General features: G+C 42.3%; 18 protein-coding genes. 7 read left to right on the top strand and 11 right to left on the bottom strand.

The window, feature by feature from the left end; genetic code table 11:
• Positions 1–11: 11 nt before the first annotated feature.
• Positions 12–191, bottom strand: a complete 180-nt coding sequence (locus KFK88_RS09310; RefSeq protein ID WP_223578880.1) for a hypothetical protein — start codon at positions 189–191, stop codon at positions 12–14.
• A gap of 231 nt (positions 192–422) precedes the next feature.
• Between KFK88_RS09310 and trxB the strand changes: the two genes are divergently transcribed.
• Entirely contained in the window at positions 423–1,370 is a 948-nt protein-coding gene (trxB, locus tag KFK88_RS09305) for a thioredoxin-disulfide reductase (RefSeq protein WP_223578877.1), read from the top strand.
• Between the two features lie 74 nt (positions 1,371–1,444).
• On the opposite strand, the gene KFK88_RS09300 is transcribed toward trxB, so the two are convergent.
• On the bottom strand, positions 1,445–2,620 hold the full coding sequence (locus KFK88_RS09300) for a fatty acid desaturase (RefSeq protein WP_223578875.1): 1,176 nt from the start codon (positions 2,618–2,620) through the stop codon (positions 1,445–1,447).
• 152 nt (positions 2,621–2,772) lie between these two features.
• Between KFK88_RS09300 and fabR the strand changes: the two genes are divergently transcribed.
• A complete protein-coding gene (gene fabR / locus KFK88_RS09295) occupies positions 2,773–3,408 on the top strand; it encodes an HTH-type transcriptional repressor FabR (RefSeq protein WP_223578872.1) in 636 nt (211 codons plus the stop codon).
• On the opposite strand, the gene ltaE is transcribed toward fabR, so the two are convergent.
• A complete protein-coding gene (gene ltaE / locus KFK88_RS09290) occupies positions 3,395–4,408 on the bottom strand; it encodes a low-specificity L-threonine aldolase (RefSeq protein WP_223579962.1) in 1,014 nt (337 codons plus the stop codon). The genes fabR and ltaE overlap by 14 nt on opposite strands.
• A gap of 219 nt (positions 4,409–4,627) precedes the next feature.
• Here ltaE and KFK88_RS09285 point away from each other — a divergent pair, with 219 nt between their 5' ends.
• Entirely contained in the window at positions 4,628–5,185 is a 558-nt protein-coding gene (locus KFK88_RS09285) for a MarR family winged helix-turn-helix transcriptional regulator (RefSeq protein ID WP_223578869.1), read from the top strand.
• Positions 5,186–5,220: 35 nt separating this feature from the next.
• Here KFK88_RS09285 and KFK88_RS09280 read toward each other — a convergent pair whose 3' ends face one another.
• Together KFK88_RS09280 and KFK88_RS09275 are read right to left on the bottom strand one after the other, a co-directional pair.
• Positions 5,221–5,898, bottom strand: coding sequence for a nitroreductase family protein (locus KFK88_RS09280; RefSeq protein ID WP_223578865.1), 678 nt, complete (start codon positions 5,896–5,898; stop codon positions 5,221–5,223).
• A gap of 130 nt (positions 5,899–6,028) precedes the next feature.
• Positions 6,029–8,254: an NADP-dependent isocitrate dehydrogenase gene (locus tag KFK88_RS09275; RefSeq protein WP_223578862.1), complete on the bottom strand. Its 2,226-nt coding sequence runs from the start codon at positions 8,252–8,254 to the stop codon at positions 6,029–6,031.
• 232 nt (positions 8,255–8,486) lie between these two features.
• Between KFK88_RS09275 and KFK88_RS09270 the strand changes: the two genes are divergently transcribed.
• From KFK88_RS09270 to hflD, 4 genes are read left to right on the top strand one after another with little or no spacing between them, the layout of a single operon-like run.
• A complete protein-coding gene (locus KFK88_RS09270; RefSeq protein ID WP_223578859.1) occupies positions 8,487–9,095 on the top strand; it encodes a pseudouridine synthase in 609 nt (202 codons plus the stop codon).
• Positions 9,096–9,131: 36 nt separating this feature from the next.
• Positions 9,132–9,629 carry an NUDIX hydrolase gene (locus tag KFK88_RS09265; protein ID WP_223578856.1) on the top strand — a complete coding sequence of 166 codons (498 nt, stop codon included), beginning with the start codon at positions 9,132–9,134 and terminating at the stop codon, positions 9,627–9,629.
• Between the two features lie 6 nt (positions 9,630–9,635).
• Positions 9,636–10,742, top strand: a complete 1,107-nt coding sequence (mnmA, locus tag KFK88_RS09260; RefSeq protein WP_223578853.1) for a tRNA 2-thiouridine(34) synthase MnmA — start codon at positions 9,636–9,638, stop codon at positions 10,740–10,742.
• A 1-nt stretch (position 10,743) separates the two neighbouring features.
• A complete protein-coding gene (hflD, locus tag KFK88_RS09255; protein ID WP_223578850.1) occupies positions 10,744–11,358 on the top strand; it encodes a high frequency lysogenization protein HflD in 615 nt (204 codons plus the stop codon).
• Positions 11,359–11,377: 19 nt separating this feature from the next.
• On the opposite strand, the gene KFK88_RS09250 is transcribed toward hflD, so the two are convergent.
• The 6 genes from KFK88_RS09250 to KFK88_RS09225 all read right to left on the bottom strand — a co-directional run bounded on the left by KFK88_RS09250 (position 11,378) and on the right by KFK88_RS09225 (position 16,821).
• Complete coding sequence (locus KFK88_RS09250; RefSeq protein ID WP_223578847.1) at positions 11,378–12,679, bottom strand: Do family serine endopeptidase; 1,302 nt, start codon at positions 12,677–12,679, stop codon at positions 11,378–11,380.
• A 3-nt stretch (positions 12,680–12,682) separates the two neighbouring features.
• The gene (locus KFK88_RS09245; RefSeq protein WP_223578844.1) at positions 12,683–13,201 is read right to left on the bottom strand and encodes a hypothetical protein; all 519 of its coding nucleotides are present in this window, start codon (positions 13,199–13,201) and stop codon (positions 12,683–12,685) included.
• Positions 13,194–13,766, bottom strand: coding sequence for an RNA polymerase sigma factor (locus tag KFK88_RS09240; protein ID WP_223578841.1), 573 nt, complete (start codon positions 13,764–13,766; stop codon positions 13,194–13,196). The genes KFK88_RS09245 and KFK88_RS09240 overlap by 8 nt, the downstream gene beginning before the upstream one ends.
• 69 nt (positions 13,767–13,835) lie before the next feature.
• Complete coding sequence (locus KFK88_RS09235) at positions 13,836–14,420, bottom strand: hypothetical protein (RefSeq protein WP_223578838.1); 585 nt, start codon at positions 14,418–14,420, stop codon at positions 13,836–13,838.
• Positions 14,421–14,546: 126 nt separating this feature from the next.
• Entirely contained in the window at positions 14,547–15,116 is a 570-nt protein-coding gene (locus KFK88_RS09230; RefSeq protein ID WP_223578836.1) for a hypothetical protein, read from the bottom strand.
• A gap of 94 nt (positions 15,117–15,210) precedes the next feature.
• Positions 15,211–16,821 (bottom strand): tetratricopeptide repeat-containing sulfotransferase family protein, encoded by a 1,611-nt coding sequence (locus tag KFK88_RS09225; RefSeq protein ID WP_223578834.1) that lies wholly within the window; start codon positions 16,819–16,821, stop codon positions 15,211–15,213.
• Positions 16,822–16,926 lie beyond the last annotated feature (105 nt).

Here is a 16,926-nt window from a genome sequence, read left to right as displayed (position 1 = left end):
GGTTTAGTGCCTTAATGAGCTTGTCGTTCTAACTCGTTATCCGCGACTTGGCGAAGTAAAGCGTCTAGCCAAATCTCTTTAACTTTTTCAGCATCTAAACCGTACAATGAAGCATCGTTAGCGACCTGCTGAATCACTTTATCGATGTCTTTATCCTGCTCTAGGCCGTTTTCAAAAGTGTCTGTGTTCATAATTCATACAAATATCTGATGTAGATTTAGAATAACTACAATTTGCATCAAGAGCAATGCAAATATGCATTAATTTACAATCTAGGTGACCCTTTTAAACTGCCCTTGAACTCCATTGTCTATGACTCCATAGAATAAGGTAATGAATTAAAGGTTTATTTATTGTTAACAAATACCTACAATTTAGCCCAAATTGTTAGAATTACTAAAGAACTTCGGAGATAACGACCTATGAGCGATACGCGCCATATAAAGTGCTTAATTCTTGGTTCTGGTCCAGCAGGATACAGTGCCGCTGTTTACGCAGCACGTGCGAACCTCGAGCCAGCCATCATCACAGGCCTACAGCAAGGTGGTCAGCTAACCACAACCACTGACGTTGATAACTGGCCAGGCGACAATGAAGGTGTTCAAGGGCCTGATTTGATGATTCGCATGCAAAAGCACGCTGAGCGCTTCGGGACGGAGATGATCTTTGACCACATCAATGAAGTGGACCTAAAGAACAAGCCTTACACTTTAAAAGGCGATAGCGGTACTTATACCTGTGACGCTTTAATTATTTGTACAGGCGCTTCTGCTAAATACTTGGGCCTTCCCTCTGAAGAAGCATTCATGGGTAAAGGGGTTTCAGCTTGCGCAACTTGCGACGGTTTCTTCTATAAGAACCAAAAAGTTGCCGTCGTTGGTGGTGGTAATACGGCGGTTGAAGAAGCTTTATACCTATCCAATCTTGCTAGTGAAGTACACCTAATTCACCGCCGAGATGAGCTGCGCGCTGAGAAAATCTTGCAGGACAAACTGTTTGAAAAAGCTGAAAATGGTAATGTCGTTCTACACTGGCACCGTACGCTAGAAGAAGTTGTGGGCGATGACATGGGCGTTACCGGTTTGCGCATGAAGAGCACGCAAGACGATTCAATTGAAGAGTTAGAGCTACAAGGTGTCTTTATCGCGATTGGCCATAAACCAAACACTGATATTTTCGAAGGCCAGCTTGAAATGAAAGATGGCTATATTCAAGTCCAAAGCGGCTTGAAAGGTAACGCTACGGCAACATCTGTAGAAGGTGTATTCGCTGCGGGTGATGTATCAGACAATGTCTATCGCCAAGCTGTGACATCTGCAGGTACAGGCTGTATGGCTGCATTAGATGCTGAGAAATACTTAGACCAATAAAGTTTCTCAAGCTATCAATACAAAAAAAGCCCAGCAAACGCTGGGCTTTTTTGTGACTTAAATAAAACTAACAATTAAGCATATTGCTTGGCGAGTTTCATCCAGTTAAGTTTTTGTTCTTCTAACTTTAATTTGAACTGCTCATAGTTTTCGATGAGATGCTTCTTCTCTTCTGCGATCTCATGAGCAATATCAGCTTTTTTAGACTCCAACCAAGCTTTCTTTGCCTCGTAGAACTCAGTCATATTCAGCACTAACTGATCATACTCATGATGAAGCTTTTGCATAATTTCTTCTGCATTTGGTAAATGGGCCGTCTTTTCTTTCGCTTTTAATAATAAAGTCTGAGCTTTTGCACGCTCGATCTTATCTTTCGGCACTACCTTCAGGTTCTTTGTCATACCGAACCAGCTGAACGCTTTAATCCACCACTTTGATGGATCGAAATGCCACCAGCTGATGCCATTGCGATAGTCGTACTGAAATTTGTGGTGATAGTTATGGTAGCCTTCACCACCGGTTAACACTGCTAAGATAAAGTTATCGCGAGCTGAGTTTTCCTCAGTGTAAGGGCGAGAGCCCCAGATGTGTGCCAGCGAGTTAATGAAGAAGGTTAAGTGATGTGACCACACTAAACGGAACACACCAGCCACTAACATCATTTCCCAGAATAAGCCGTATGCTAGGCCTAGTAACGCAGGGATCATCACATTAGCCCCGATACTCAGTATCCAGTAATATTTGTGCTGGAACATCACAATAGGATCACGCTTCAAGTCTGGGCAGCGATCATATTGTTCATCATAACGCGTCTCGTTGCGACGTTTCAGGATCCAACCAATATGCGAGTGCCAGAAGCCTAAGCTCGCTGAGTAGGGATCTTTCTCATCATGATCAACATGCTTATGGTGAATACGGTGATCAGAAGACCAGTGTAATGCACTGTTTTGTAACGCGAGACAGCCACCAAAAGCTAAGATTCCACGTAATAAACCATTCGCTTCATACGCTCTGTGAGACCATAGTCTATGGTAACCCATTGAAATTGAAGTACTTGAAAAGAGCCAAAGCCCTGTTGCCCAAAGCCATGTTGACCAGTGGAAACCATACTCGAACCCATACCAAGGTACGACGGTGACTGCGATCAAGAAGCTTAGACCAAAGAAAATAATATTCGCCCAAATAGGACGGCCTTCTTGTGAAGGTTGCTGATTCGGTTTTTGCTTAGATACCGATTGCGATACGGACATTTACTTACCTCTATATTACAGCGTACACTTGTACGCTAGAAACTGAGCACAGTATAACGATAGATCGGAGCTTTTGCAATCCAGCGTACAGCTGTACACTTAAGCCATTGTTTTCTATACTAGGCATACTCTGCACCTATAAATACTACATCATGTCAGGCACTCGCGCACTACAGAAAGAGAAAACTCGGCAAGCCATTATTCAGGCGGCCTTGGCTCATCTATCCGCGGATCACAGCTTCTCCAGCATGAGTTTGCGTGAAGTTGCGCGTGAAGCTGGCATCGCACCGACCTCCTTTTATCGCCACTTTGACGACATGGAAGCACTCGGTTTAACTCTTGTCGATGAATCAGGCGTCACCCTTCGCAGCTTAATGCGTAAAGCTAGAAGCCGCATTGAGCGTAAAGGTAGCGTCATCCAAACCTCTGTCGATACTTTTATGGAGTTCGTTGAGAAGAACCCTAACATTTTTAGGTTACTACTTCGTGAAAGAACGGGAATATCCCCTGCTTTTCGAGATGCTGTGGCTCGCGAAATCCAACATTTTAAAGAAGAACTGAGCGACTACCTTGCCCAAGAGTCGGATTACACTCCTGATCAAGCATTTACACTAGCTGAAGGGTTGGTTACTTTAGTATTCAACGCAGGCGCTGAAGCCTTGGATTTAGCAGCTGATAAAAGAGATGCGCTCAAAGAGCGCACCATTATGCAGTTACGTTATCTAACGTTTGGAGCCAAGGCTTGTCACCTAGATGACGCTCTGAACGTTAGCATTAAAGCGAGCTAAAAAAAGCTTCAACCTGCTGGCACACGTAGTCCAACTGCTCACTCGTCACATCAAGGTGCATGACCCACCTCATGGTCTCACCAGCAATGATTCTAATACCCTTAGATTCTAAGAATTGAGCCAGTTGTTGCGCGGTTTCTAGCTCAGCTTTAACAAACACCATATTGGTTTGGACAAGCTCAGGCTTCACACTCAACATCTCAAATTGCGACAAACGCTCAGCTAGAATTTTAGCTTTGGCATGATCTTTAGCTAAACGTTCAATATGATGTTCCAGCGCATAAATACCAGCTGCCGCCAGCACACCAGCTTGACGCATCCCGCCACCGACCATTTTACGCCAACGACGTGCCCATTTGATGATATCTTTGTCACCACACAACACCGATCCAACGGGAGCTCCAAGCCCCTTTGATAAGCAAATAGATACTGAGTCAGCATATTGAGCCATGTCGTTTAAATTACAGCCTAATGCAACGGTGGCATTAAAAGCTCTAGCGCCATCAAGGTGTAAGCCTAAGCCCCTAGATTGCGCAAACTCGTAAGCTTGCTTCATGTAGTCGAGCGAGATGACTTTACCGTTATGAGTGTTTTCCAGACACAGCAGTTTCGTGCGAGCAAAGTGGTAATCATCTTTTTTGATTACTCCTACAACCTTATTCAAGTCTAAGGTACCATCAGCCTCAACTGGAACTGGCTGTGGCACGATACTACCTAAAACTGGCGCACCACCAGCTTCGTATAAATAGGTATGGTAATCTTGTCCAACGATGTACTCTTCTCCTCGCTGGCAGTGGGCCAAAAGCCCGACAAGGTTTGACATGGTTCCCGAAGGAACGAACAAAGCATCTGCTTTACCAGACATTTCAGCCATAACTTCTTCTAGGCGATTGACCGTTGGATCATCATGAAAAACATCATCCCCAACCGCGGCTTTAGCCATTGCTTTACGCATTGCTTCAGTCGGTTGAGTCACTGTATCGCTTCGTAGATCAATCATCATCGCCTCTTGTGTTTATCGCTTGTTCGAACCTGAACTAGCCATTATGCATAAAAACGTTTTAAGATGAAGCACCATAACTATTTGTTGCTAAACAAAATACTTGTGACACCACAGCTCACTTTCAAACCACGCGACTTTGAACATAAATAATTGCGCGCTATACTAATATACGTAATTGCTTAAGAAGAACCCCACACAACAAGAAGTGAATGGATAATGACAACAACACCGAGCAATACTGAAAACAACAAACCTTATGAGCTGGATGACCACCTCCCCTACCGCATTGCGGTAATTAGTAACATTTTACAGCTAGGGAGGGATATCGAAATTAGGAAAATCACCGATCTTGGTTCAAGAGAATTACGTGTCTTACTTAACATTGGTACCTACTCTCCTGTCTCAGCAGCTCAAATTGCTTTCCAAACCAAACTAGACAGCTACACTGTCAGTCGGGGCGTTAAAACGCTACTCAATCAAGAGCTCATAGAAAAGCGCTCTTTGCCAAATAACAAAAAAGAAAAGCTCTTATATTTAACAAGAAAAGGAAAGGCCTTATACGACCAAGTCACAGAAAGCCTCAAACGACGCGATGAACAGTTTGCTTCATTCCTCACAGAAAAACAGCGACAGTCACTTATCAAGAACCTACAAAAACTTGAACAACAAGCGGTAGAATTATTAGCTCAACATGCTCTAAAAGAGCAGGATGCAGGCCATGAGCTATCAGGCGATCAAAAAGAGATTATCAGATGGTTTAATAAAATGGACTAGAGCGTTAATCTAATCCATTCACTATAAACCCTACATTAAATAAACTCGGCGATATCATTCAGTGGTTTCTTAACGGTTGCATGTACTGGTATCGTCGCACCTTCAGCTGGATAGCCTGTGACTAAAAGAATATAAGGTCTTTCAGTTTTAGGACGATCACAAATTTCATTCAAAAACCCCATAGGTTTAGGTGTATGCGTTAACGTTACCAAACCACTGGAATGCAATGCATTGATTAAAAAGCCCGTCGCAATACCCACTGACTCTGGAACATAATAATTCTTTTTATGTTCACCGGCGTGCATACCACCACGTCGTTGACCAAAAATTGAAATCAACCAAGGTGCTGTTTCTAAATAGGGTTTATGAGAATCTGTACCAAGTGGTTTTAGTGCATCCAGCCAAACCTCACCCGCTTTCTTTTCCTCATAAAAAGCTCGCTCTTCTTTTTCAGCATGAATACGAACTTGCTTTTTAGCTTCGGGACTACCGATCACGCTAAAAAACCATGGTTGATGATTGGCACCGCTAGGCGCAGTTCCAGCGGCTTTTAAGCAATTCTCGATAATTTCTCTAGGTACAGGTCTGTCTGAGAACTCTCTTACCGTATGACGACGCTTAATCTCCTCATAGAACATCTTTGAGCGCGAAGTCATTTCTTCCACTGGATATTCCTTATAATCAGGTAGGATAATATTGTCATGTTCCTGCATTGCTTATTCTCTTGATAGTCGACATGAATTGCATACTACCATTTATTTGTGCATTTGCAATAATATAAAACTATTTGCATATAAACAAAAAAGGCGCCCGAGGGCGCCCTTTCTTTAAAAGCCAAACGTGTTAGCTCATTTGCTCAAGTGCCGTATTCAAAATGCTACTTGGACGCATAGCTTCTGAAGCCAGTTTGTCGTCTGGCGAGTAGTAACCACCAATGTCCATCGCTTGCCCTTGAACTTTGTTAAGCTCTTCGACAATCGCCTGCTCATTATTAGTCAACGTCTCAGCCAGTGGTGCAAATTGTGCTTTAAGTTCTGCATCATCATCTTGCTTAGCAAGTTCTTGAGCCCAATACATTGCTAGATAGAAGTGGCTGCCTCGGTTATCCAACTCATTCACTTTACGTGATGGTGATTTGCCATTAAGTAATAAGGCTTCTGTAGCGACGTCCAGTGCATCAGCCAGTACTTGAGCTTTCTTATTGCCATTCTTTTCAGACATGTGCTCAAGCGATACACCCAAAGCTAAGAACTCACCAAGAGAGTCCCAACGTAAGTGATTCTCTTTCATGAACTGCTGAACGTGCTTAGGTGCAGAGCCGCCAGCACCAGTTTCGAATAAACCGCCGCCATTCATTAACGGTACTACTGACAACATTTTCGCACTGGTACCCAACTCAAGAATTGGAAACAAGTCAGTCAGGTAATCACGCAATACGTTACCTGTTACTGAAATGGTATCTTTACCTTCTTTAACACGCTTCAAGGTAAACTCAGTCGCAGCGATTGGAGCCAAAATATGAATCTCTAAGCCATCGGTGTCATGATCTTTCAAGTAGGTTTCAACCTTCTTGATCAACTCAGCATCATGAGCTCGCTCACTATCCAACCAGAATACTGCTGGAGTATCAGACAAGCGAGCACGATTTACCGCTAGTTTGACCCAGTCTTGAATCGGCGCGTCTTTAACCTGACACATTCTCCAGATATCGCCTTCTTCAACTTGGTGCTCAAGCAGTATAGTGCCCGAAGCATCAACCACGCGTACTGAACCATTGCCAGCCATTTCGAATGTTTTATCGTGCGAACCATACTCTTCGGCTTTTTGTGCCATCAAACCAACGTTAGGAACCGTGCCCATGGTTGTTGGGTCAAAAGCACCGTGCTCTTTACAGAAATCAATAGTCGCTTTGTACACGCCTGAGTAGCTGCTGTCAGGAATAACGGCTTTAGTGTCTTTAGTGTTGCCATCTGGGCCCCACATCTGCCCTGAGTTACGGATCATCGCAGGCATTGATGCATCGATGATCACATCACTAGGGACATGCAAGTTAGTGATACCGTTATCAGAATCAACCATCGCAAGCTCAGGGTTCTGCTCATAAACTGCTTTAATGTCGGCTTCAATAGCTTCACGTGTATCCTGAGGAATATCATCTAAGCTACTGATTAAGTTACCAAAACCGTTATTAACATTAACACCTGCTTGTTCTAAAGCTGGCGCATGCTTAGCAAACACCTCTTTAAAGAATACTTTAACTGCGTGACCAAAGATGATCGGATCAGACACTTTCATCATAGTTGCTTTCATGTGCAACGAGAATAGAACGTCTTGTTGCTTTGCTTCTGCAACTTGCTCTTCCAAGAAGCTCACTAAAGCATTTTTACTCATGACTGATGAATCAATTACTTCGCCAGCCTGTAGTGGGAACGCAGGCTTGAGTTCAGTCACATCACCATTCTCAGCAACAAACTCAATCTTAACCTCAGTAGCTGCGTCAAGCGTGGTCGACTTTTCATTCGAACGGAAGTCGCCCGACGTCATACTTGCAACGTGTGATTTAGAGTCGCTAGACCAAGCACCCATTTTGTGAGGGTTCTTCTTAGCAAAATTCTTTACGGCCTTTGGCGCACGACGATCAGAGTTACCTTCACGCAACACAGGGTTTACAGCACTACCCTTGATTTTGTCATAGCGCGCACGGACATCACGCTCCACATCCGAAGATGGGCTGTCTGGGTAGTCAGGAAGCGCGTAGCCTTTGCCCTGCAGTTCTTTAATCGTTGCTTTTAGTTGCGGAATTGATGCACTGATGTTTGGCAACTTGATAATATTCGCGTCTGGCTTCTTAACCATTTCGCCCAATTGAGCCAACGCATCTGGAATACGTTGCTCTTCTTTTAAATATTCAGGGAAGTTAGCGATAACGCGACCAGCCAATGAAATATCGCTGGTTTCAACACTGATGCCTGCAGCTTTAGTGAAAGCTTCGATGATTGGCAGAAAAGATTTTGTCGCCAAAGCTGGCGCTTCATCAGTGTGAGTATAAATAATCTTTGATGTTGTCATACAGTTTCCTAAGAGTCGTTGCAATCCAAACAGATTTTCGACCCGCCACCAAATGTCATGACGGTATCTTTATGAATGAAGTGCGCGACATTATACGCGAAAAGAAAAAATCCTGCATGCTCAATAGACTAAACTTTATTCACAATTGAAATGAAACTCGTACCATAAGTCGTTACAATACCTAACAATTCTTTAGTTGTTTATTTTTCAACCAAGTCGCGTAACCTACAACATGAGCCAACTGGTCCTCTTTAACAAACCGTTTAATACGCTTTGCCAGTTCACTGGTGAACCGGGGGATTCTACCCTGTCTGACTTCATACCAATCAAAAAGGTATATCCTGCAGGTCGTTTAGATAAAGATTCTGAGGGGCTGATGCTGCTAACGGATGATGGGCAGCTACAACACCAAATCGCCAATCCTAAGAAAAAAATGGCTAAAACCTACTGGGTTCAAGTAGAAGGTTCGCCGACCAACGACGATCTCGAGCCTTTAAGACAAGGGATTACTATTCAAAAATACACTACTAAGCCAGCCAAAGTGGAAATTATCTCAGCCCCCCAAATTTGGCCAAGAAATCCCCCAATCAGGGAACGTAAGAATGTCTCGGATAGCTGGCTTGAATTAACGATAAAGGAAGGCAAAAACCGTCAAGTTCGACGCATGACGGCTGCTATTGGCTTCCCTACTCTAAGACTTATTAGAGCAAAGATAGGCCCATGGTCTCTATCGGACTTGGCCCCTGGTGAGTATCAAGTAATCGAGGTCGAACCGCCCAAGAACCCGAACCGCGAAGCTCCACATAATACACGTAAAAGGTTCAGTAAAAGCCGTAAATAAGCTATGATACGCGCTTGATTACGCTAGGTATCTTGTATGTTACCCATTCATGTAACGGTTGCTGCTGTTATCGAGTCTAATGGCAGATTTTTAATGGTTGAAGAGCATACCTCTAATGGTGGTATTGCTTACAACCAACCTGCGGGGCACCTTGACCCAGATGAAAGTATTGAACAGGCTGTAATTCGCGAAGTCCAGGAAGAAACAGGGCTAGATTTCGAGCCAGAAGCTTTAGTCGGTGTCTATACCCTAAACCCTGCAGGGAACGGTAATTATTACCAGCGATTCTGTTTTACAGGTTCCGTTCATGGCAACCTTGAAACATCTCCACAGGATCCCGATATTATAGCTGCACACTGGATGACCCTCGAAGAAATTCTAGAGTGCTTAAATGCCCATCGAAGTGGGCTAATTGTGAAATGTTTACAAGACTATATGAATGGTTATCGTTTTCCGCTTGATGTTCTTCATTACAGTGGTGACGAAGATTTATTACAGCAGCAGAGCCTAAACTTTCTGCACGATCAGCTATAACGTATTATGACCACACTCAAAGATCCACAAGACACCAAGGTTATTGTCGGCATGTCAGGCGGCGTCGATTCTTCGGTTTCAGCCTACCTTCTTCAGCAACAAGGTTATCAGGTCGAAGGCCTGTTCATGAAGAACTGGGAAGAAGATGACGATACAGAGTATTGCTCAGCGGCTGAAGATTTAGCTGATGCACAAGCCGTTTGCGATAAAATTGGTATCAAACTTCGCACTATCAACTTTGCAGCTGAGTATTGGGATAACGTGTTTGAGCACTTCCTCGCTGAATACAAAGCGGGCCGCACGCCAAACCCGGATATTATGTGTAACAAAGAAATCAAATTTAAAGCATTTCTAGATTACGCCAAATTACTCGGTGCAGACTATATTGCTACAGGACATTATGTACGTCGTGGCGAGCATAATGGCAAAGCCGCTCTTTTACGCGGACTGGATAACAATAAAGATCAGTCATACTTCCTCTATGCCGTGGGTCATGAACAGATTGCCAAAACACTATTCCCTGTTGGCGAGCTCGAAAAGCCAGAAGTCAGGCAAATAGCCGAAGAGCAAGGTTTTGTGACTGCAGAGAAAAAAGACAGCACAGGCATATGCTTCATAGGCGAACGTAAGTTCACAGATTTTCTGCAACAATACCTACCAGCTCAGCCGGGTGACATTGAAAGCCCCGAAGGCGATGTTATTGGCCAGCATAATGGTTTGATGTATCACACACTGGGACAACGCAAAGGACTTGGTGTCGGTGGATTGAAAGATGCGCCAGAAGAGCCTTGGTTTGCTGCGAAGAAGGACCTAGAGAGAAATGTACTAATTGCTGTACAAGGCCATCAGCACCCTCTCCTTATGAGTAAATCTCTTCGTGCGAAACAAATGGATTGGGTCGCAAGCGAAGCACCTGCTGAAAAGTTCAGTTGCACTGCAAAAACGCGCTATCGCCAAGCGGATGTAAGTTGCACCGTGAGTCGTTTGAACGATGACGACTGGCTGGTAGAATTCGATGAACAACAAAGAGCCGTAACACCGGGTCAGTCCGTCGTTTTCTACGACGGAGAGGTTTGCCTAGGTGGCGGAATCATAGAAAGCACACAACATTGATATGACCCAATACAATTTTTCAGACTCTGTAATCGCGTTAGCTGGTATTTGCCAGGCGATTAGTTGCGTAAAAGACATTTCACAAAAAGGGCAAACTGATCAGGTCGATATGGATATTATGCTTGAAAGTATTCTCAAGACTGAGTCAGATAGTACAGAAGCCATTTTCAATAGTCATCAATACCTAGCCACTGGCTTTAAAGTCTTAATCGACTTATTAACAGGGCCAAGAACCGATGCAGATTTAAGTCGCTACTTGGTGAGTGTTTTGAGCCTACAAAAACGCTTTATGAGCGATAGCAACATGCAACAAGTCATGAGCTCTCGTGTTGCTCAGGCTAAACGGCTACATGAGTATCAAGAAAAAATTGATCAAGATCTGGTCGAGCAACTAGCTCATATCTACAAAGATACGATTTCGTCCTACCCTACAAAAATCCAAGTGTCTGGCAATAGCCAGTATCTACAACAGCCTGCTAACCAGTCAAAAATACGCGCATTATTGTTATCCGCTATACGTAGTGCAGTATTGTGGAATCAAGTTGGTGGAAAAAAGCGTCACTTTCTTTTTTCAAAAGCTAAGATCGTCGACACAGCTAAAGCTTTTCTGGCTTAGTCGCTCGTGACAGAGTGCTCTAATCATCCAAAGAGCACTCATAATCTTCAACCTTCCAAACATACGGCTCCCAAGAGTCACCACGTGCTGAGAAGCGTTTAGAACGATCATACTTAACGCCTAAGAAATAGCGTTTATCGGGGACGACCATAAACTCAACGAGTTTTCCAAGCGAACGACTACGGCTTGTATTATCAGGCACATTGGCATGAATCAATATTTCATGACGCCCAGCAGGTAAGACTAAAGAGTCATTGCGAACAAGTTTAGGCAAAAGATTGCCGTTAGCCTCTGTGATTTGAGCTTTATAGATATCTTTTGTGAAAGGCGGATCAAAAAATACGGTTATTACTCCGCAGGCCTTACTTTCGTCACCTGAGGGTTTACTGATCTTCATACTCCAGCTTGGATTTACCGTAGGCTTTGCTACTCCAGTAAGAACAAGAACATTGCCTTTTCTCTGTACTTGTAAAGTAAAGCTTGCATTAGGTTTAAGTACCAGAGAAGGGACGCTTGTATTAAACGCTTGGTTTTCTTGGAAGCGATAGCTTCTAATAACGTCACCAACCTGTAGTCCAATTCGATCAGCATTACTGTCAGGTTTAATACTTAACACTTTAAAACTTTGATCGAGCGATACGCCTAAATCTGTACTAACTCTGGCTACTTTACTTAAATACAAGTCCAGCTTTTGGCTTTCTTTTGACTCAACATGGTATATTTTGCTCAGAGTGTAATTTATTCTTGCTTCTAGCTTACTCAATAATTGTAATGACTTCTCGGACTGAAGGTTCATAGACAGCTCTTCAACATTAGCAGTTTTAAGTGTCTTACCTAAGCTGTTAGTGGATGATGAATAAAGTTGCCAACTAGGAACAAGGCTCGATTCCACGCGGTGCTTGAGCGTTATTGTTTTTGTGTTACGTAAGATAGTCACAGCTAATTCATCACCGTGCTCAAACTCTGACGATGAAAGGCTTTCTGAAAAGTCTTTTCCATTCAGCTTTACACTTTGAATAATATCACCCGTAAGTAAACCTAAACTCTTTGCTGTGCTGTCCGCAGCAACAGATAACACAGTGCGAGTCGAAGGCTCAACCACAAGCCCTACTCTAACCAGCCGTCCATTTGTTTGTGACAAATACACGGTCCAGTCTTGATCTGATTCAATATCGGCAACTAGGCTTAATGTAGATGAAATATCCTCTCGTATATTATCTAAAAGTAACTTTCCTTTTTCCGTCTCTAGTTGATCAGCTTGGCTACTGAAGACTACCGCCAGGATAAATATTGAAAAAAGGTGTTTAAAGAATGTCTTCATAATTTATATCCTAGCTACAAGAGAGTCTGCTTGATAAACTGACTTTAGACTTTTAGCAGCATTAATCCGTTGTTTCCATAGCTGATAAATCTCAGGCTTTGACTGTGTTGTTTTTCCACTCAGATAAAAATCGTTGAGCTGTTGATCAATCTGCTCTATCTCTAACCGCAACCTTATGTGTTCCGCATATTGCTCTGCGTTTAGACTTTGGTCATTATAAGCAGAAAGCTGTTGTTCGATCTGACTTGAAGACTCTATGAGCTCGGATAGTTTATGACTTTCTACCCCTTCCTCGAAAGGACTTTGAATGTAAACTGTCATAAGACTGATGGACAAAAGCAGTACCGCAGCAACAGTCCATTTGTATAAGTTTGGAAAAATTTTGCGCTCTTGATGTTGCAAATGCTTATTCAGATTCTCTTGGAAAACGTGGTCCTGTTCAGGAGCCGGAACTTTTTGTTCCAACCTTTCAACGGAGTTCTTGAGTTTTGCCTTCACTAAAGAATCATTGATGTCATTCATACTTACCTCCTGACGTCTTCCCACTGTACCGAGGGTCGGAAGCTAGGGATTTTAAAGTTTTCATCGCTCGACTGTAAATGATACGTGAATTCTGCTCACTCACTTCAATTCTCTTGCCGACTTCGGCATGGCTCAAACCCTCAATGGCATAGAGCCACACTACAATACGTTCGCGCTCATCTAAGACTGCAAAAAACTGCTCCAAGTCCCACTGTGGATTATCGATATGTTTTACAATTTCTTCAGGCGAGTACTCAAACTCTGACTCATCGGAAACATCGATAAGTTTTTTATTTGAGCGAATGACGTCTATAACCGTATTGTGAGTTATTCGCTTTAACCAACCATTAAACTTTTTAGTATTACTGAGCTCATTAATTGAGTTAAGAACCTTAACCATAACTGTTTGCAGCACATCATTCGCACGATGTTCATCTCTTAACATGTGATAAGCTAAGTGAAAAATAGGTGCTTTATAAAGCTCATAAATCTGCGTCAGAGCAAACTTATCTCCTTTCTGAGCTTTAAGAATGACCTTCTTTGGACACTTCTGATGAAAAGACAAAGTATTTCCACTTAACCATTTGAATTAAAGACGTGACCAGAACGAAAAGTGTGACAAAAGTATATAACGCTACGTCATTACACAGTTTGTATAAAAGTCACCTGATGGGGCCTTAACCCAGCGCAAGTTTTGATCAGTTCCTATAACGCTCTGAACGAGAACTTTTTTATTCTTGTCCTTAATGAAGCACTTTCTACTGTATGTTGTTAAGTTTTTTACACTGATGTAATGCTTACCTGAATCTACTTTCAGAAGTACCTGATAGAACTGATCTCCATAATCTTTCCAGACCTCAGCTCTCTTCGCCCACTTTTTACAATTGTACTTCAATGAACCAGACATCCTGCCAATATACTGTAACTCTGTAGTTTCCATCGGATTTGCATAAACAGTGTTCGCTTTGCTTCCATTAATGGTATTGGCGCAACGAATGGTGTAATCACTATAGTTGCGTATTTGTCCTTGCCAATCATTACATAACCCACCAGTTTTGTAAGAGAAGCCGTCAAATGAATCCACCTCATACTCAGCTTCAGTCAGACAAGTACGCTGCCCCCCCATACCTGCATTGAACTCATCCATTGCGCGTAAGAATGCGTCTGAGCATCCAAATGTCAGTAAACATAAACAACAAATCAACAACGTCTTGGCCATACAGCCCCCTTTTTTGAGAAGTAACTCACAAACATACTAGCTAGTGTCAAACGGAAAGTCTATCCATTACAAAAGAAAAAGCCCCTGAAATCAGGGGCTTAAAGTCTTAATTATAAGAAAATAGACTTATACGGCGGCAGGCCATAACCATGTGAAGGTTGCTGCGATGACGGCACTATAAATGACCGCATCAATTAAGTACTTCACTGTAACAAGCCAAGGGTGACCAAACCAAATGCTGTAGGGTATAGAAGCCCAGCCAAAGCCAAAGAAACCGGTAATGAATAGTAACTGAAAGACTTCCAATCCTTGAGCACCCTTTGTTAGGCTCAGGCAACCCACAACAGCAACTAAAAGGCTACCTAATATGAAAAATAGGAGCTGTTGTGAAAGCAACTTGCCCATCGGGGGCAGCCCTTTCTCCATAATAGTCACAATAGCAATTGGGCCCTTTTTGAAGCGGGCTTGAACCGCTGGGTCATTCATTTCATTGAAGTCTGCACAATGAGGTAAAGTGTAAAAACCAACATCATCACCAGATTTTTCTATCGCATTTGAAATACCATCTTCATCTCTAAGCTTTTTATAGTCTGTGTTGTGATATTTAATTACCATGTGTATCAAAGCACTGGCTATCCAAGCAAATAAACCACTCAGTAGAATAGGTAGCCAAAGCTCAACTATTGATATAGTCATATATTTCCCCCTTTATTAGTGTTAGCTATAAGTTTATATACCACTTTTAGTGCCTAATTGGTAACAAAAGAAGATCTTGGGGACAATGTCGCCACTAATACTCCCACCCTTCTAAGCAGCCTAGTGACTCGAGCTTTTGTATTAGAGGCTCAAGTTGCTTGTGATAATTCTTCCACATCCCAATTGAACTGGAGTAAACTTTTTGCCTTACTTGGCTTGCACTCGCTGTAGTCGACGCTTGAGTATTTTTATGGAAATTCAAGCAGTCTTCTTGCCAGTCCAGTTGGCAGAAACGAATAACATCAACAGCAGTACTCTCCAAATCGCTAACCAAGTCTTCATATTTTACGGTTTTGACTGACTCAGAAAGTATTGATTGCCAGTGCTTTACAAGCTTCTGATGTTCGAAATAATACTCAGCAAGTTCATCGAAATCATACGAAAACTGGAATGCTTCAGTAAATAATTGCTTATAAACAGAATAACAAACATCAAGGGGATGCCGTTCCAGTAGTAGGAACTTTGCGTTCGGTAAGGCAAGATGAATGGGCCCTATGTGCAAAGAGTTTTGAGGGAATTTGTCAATAAAGTGTTTAGCCTGTTGCTCTACCGGCCTACTCATCTCTAAATAACGCTGGCCTAGCTTAGAAAAGTTTAGCTTAACCGACTCAGTAACTAGCTGGCTACGGCTCAAACTGGGGCTTAACTGCAACTGTTCTATACCTGAGCTCATCAACCTACTGAAGTGAGGAAGTTCACCACAGGAATATACATCACTATGACTCCCAACAATACGCTCCAATAGTGTTGTTCCAGAGCGAGGCAGCCCGGCTATAAAAATAGGTTCAGCGGAACTGTTAACTTGTTTTTGAGTATTTAAAAGATCAGTTATGGTGTCACGCGTATAAGTCGCTCTTATAGTCTTAAGAAAATTGATATCTTCTCTAAAGTTATAGCGCAAGCTTTTACGGTATGTTTTAGCGGCCTTGCTTCTTACAGTAAAACTTTTGTCATACTCCTCGCAGTCTTCGAGCTCCTTGGCCAGTGCATACAGCCCTTTTGCTTTTTTTACAGGATCGTTTGATGACTTACTATTTAATGTCTCAAGTTCTTTAATGTGGTTATTATCCGAACTTTGTTTTTTTAAATTACTTCTAAAAAAGTGTATATCAAAATCTAAATCACTTCCCTGTAAAGCCTTTGTAGATAAAGATTCTGCATCATCAATACGACCGAGAAAAAGGTTAATTGTTGCTAGATTAAACAGCAGGGATTGATTACCAGGATCAATTTTTAGTGCTTTTTCATAACACTGTTTTACTTGAGGGTAGAGTTGATGCCTTTGATAAAACGCAGCTAAAGTCATTATTGCCCTGATATCACTAAAAGTCGCTACATCTAGGCTTTGAGCTAATGTTATTGATTGCTTGCGATACCCACCTTGCTCCAAAATCATGACTTTGTGCAGCAATAGATTTAATTGCTTAGGCTGAAGAGCGATTGCTTTATTAATAGCACTAAGAGCTTCCTTATAATTACTCATTCTAGTAGCTACCATTGATTGCATTAACCAACCATCACCAAACTTTGGTTTTTTCTTGGTAAGCTTTAGGCATTGCTTCCAAGCTTCTTGCGTTTGATTTGAGTTGATAAAGTAATTTATTTTTTTTAATAGTTCTTGTTCTTTTGGTATTGTTTGCTGCATAAAGACTCCCATAAAATCCTCAAATAATTATACAGAAAGATAACGATAAAGATATGAGAATAGAGGCCATTTGCATACTGACATAACGCTATACAAACATGACCC

Origin of the sequence: Kangiella taiwanensis (assembly GCF_020005165.1) — a bacterium.
GTDB classification, from domain to species: domain Bacteria; phylum Pseudomonadota; class Gammaproteobacteria; order Enterobacterales; family Kangiellaceae; genus Kangiella; species Kangiella taiwanensis.
The sequence above is the reverse complement of the archived record's forward strand: the minus strand, read 5'-3'. Positions and strand labels throughout refer to the sequence as shown.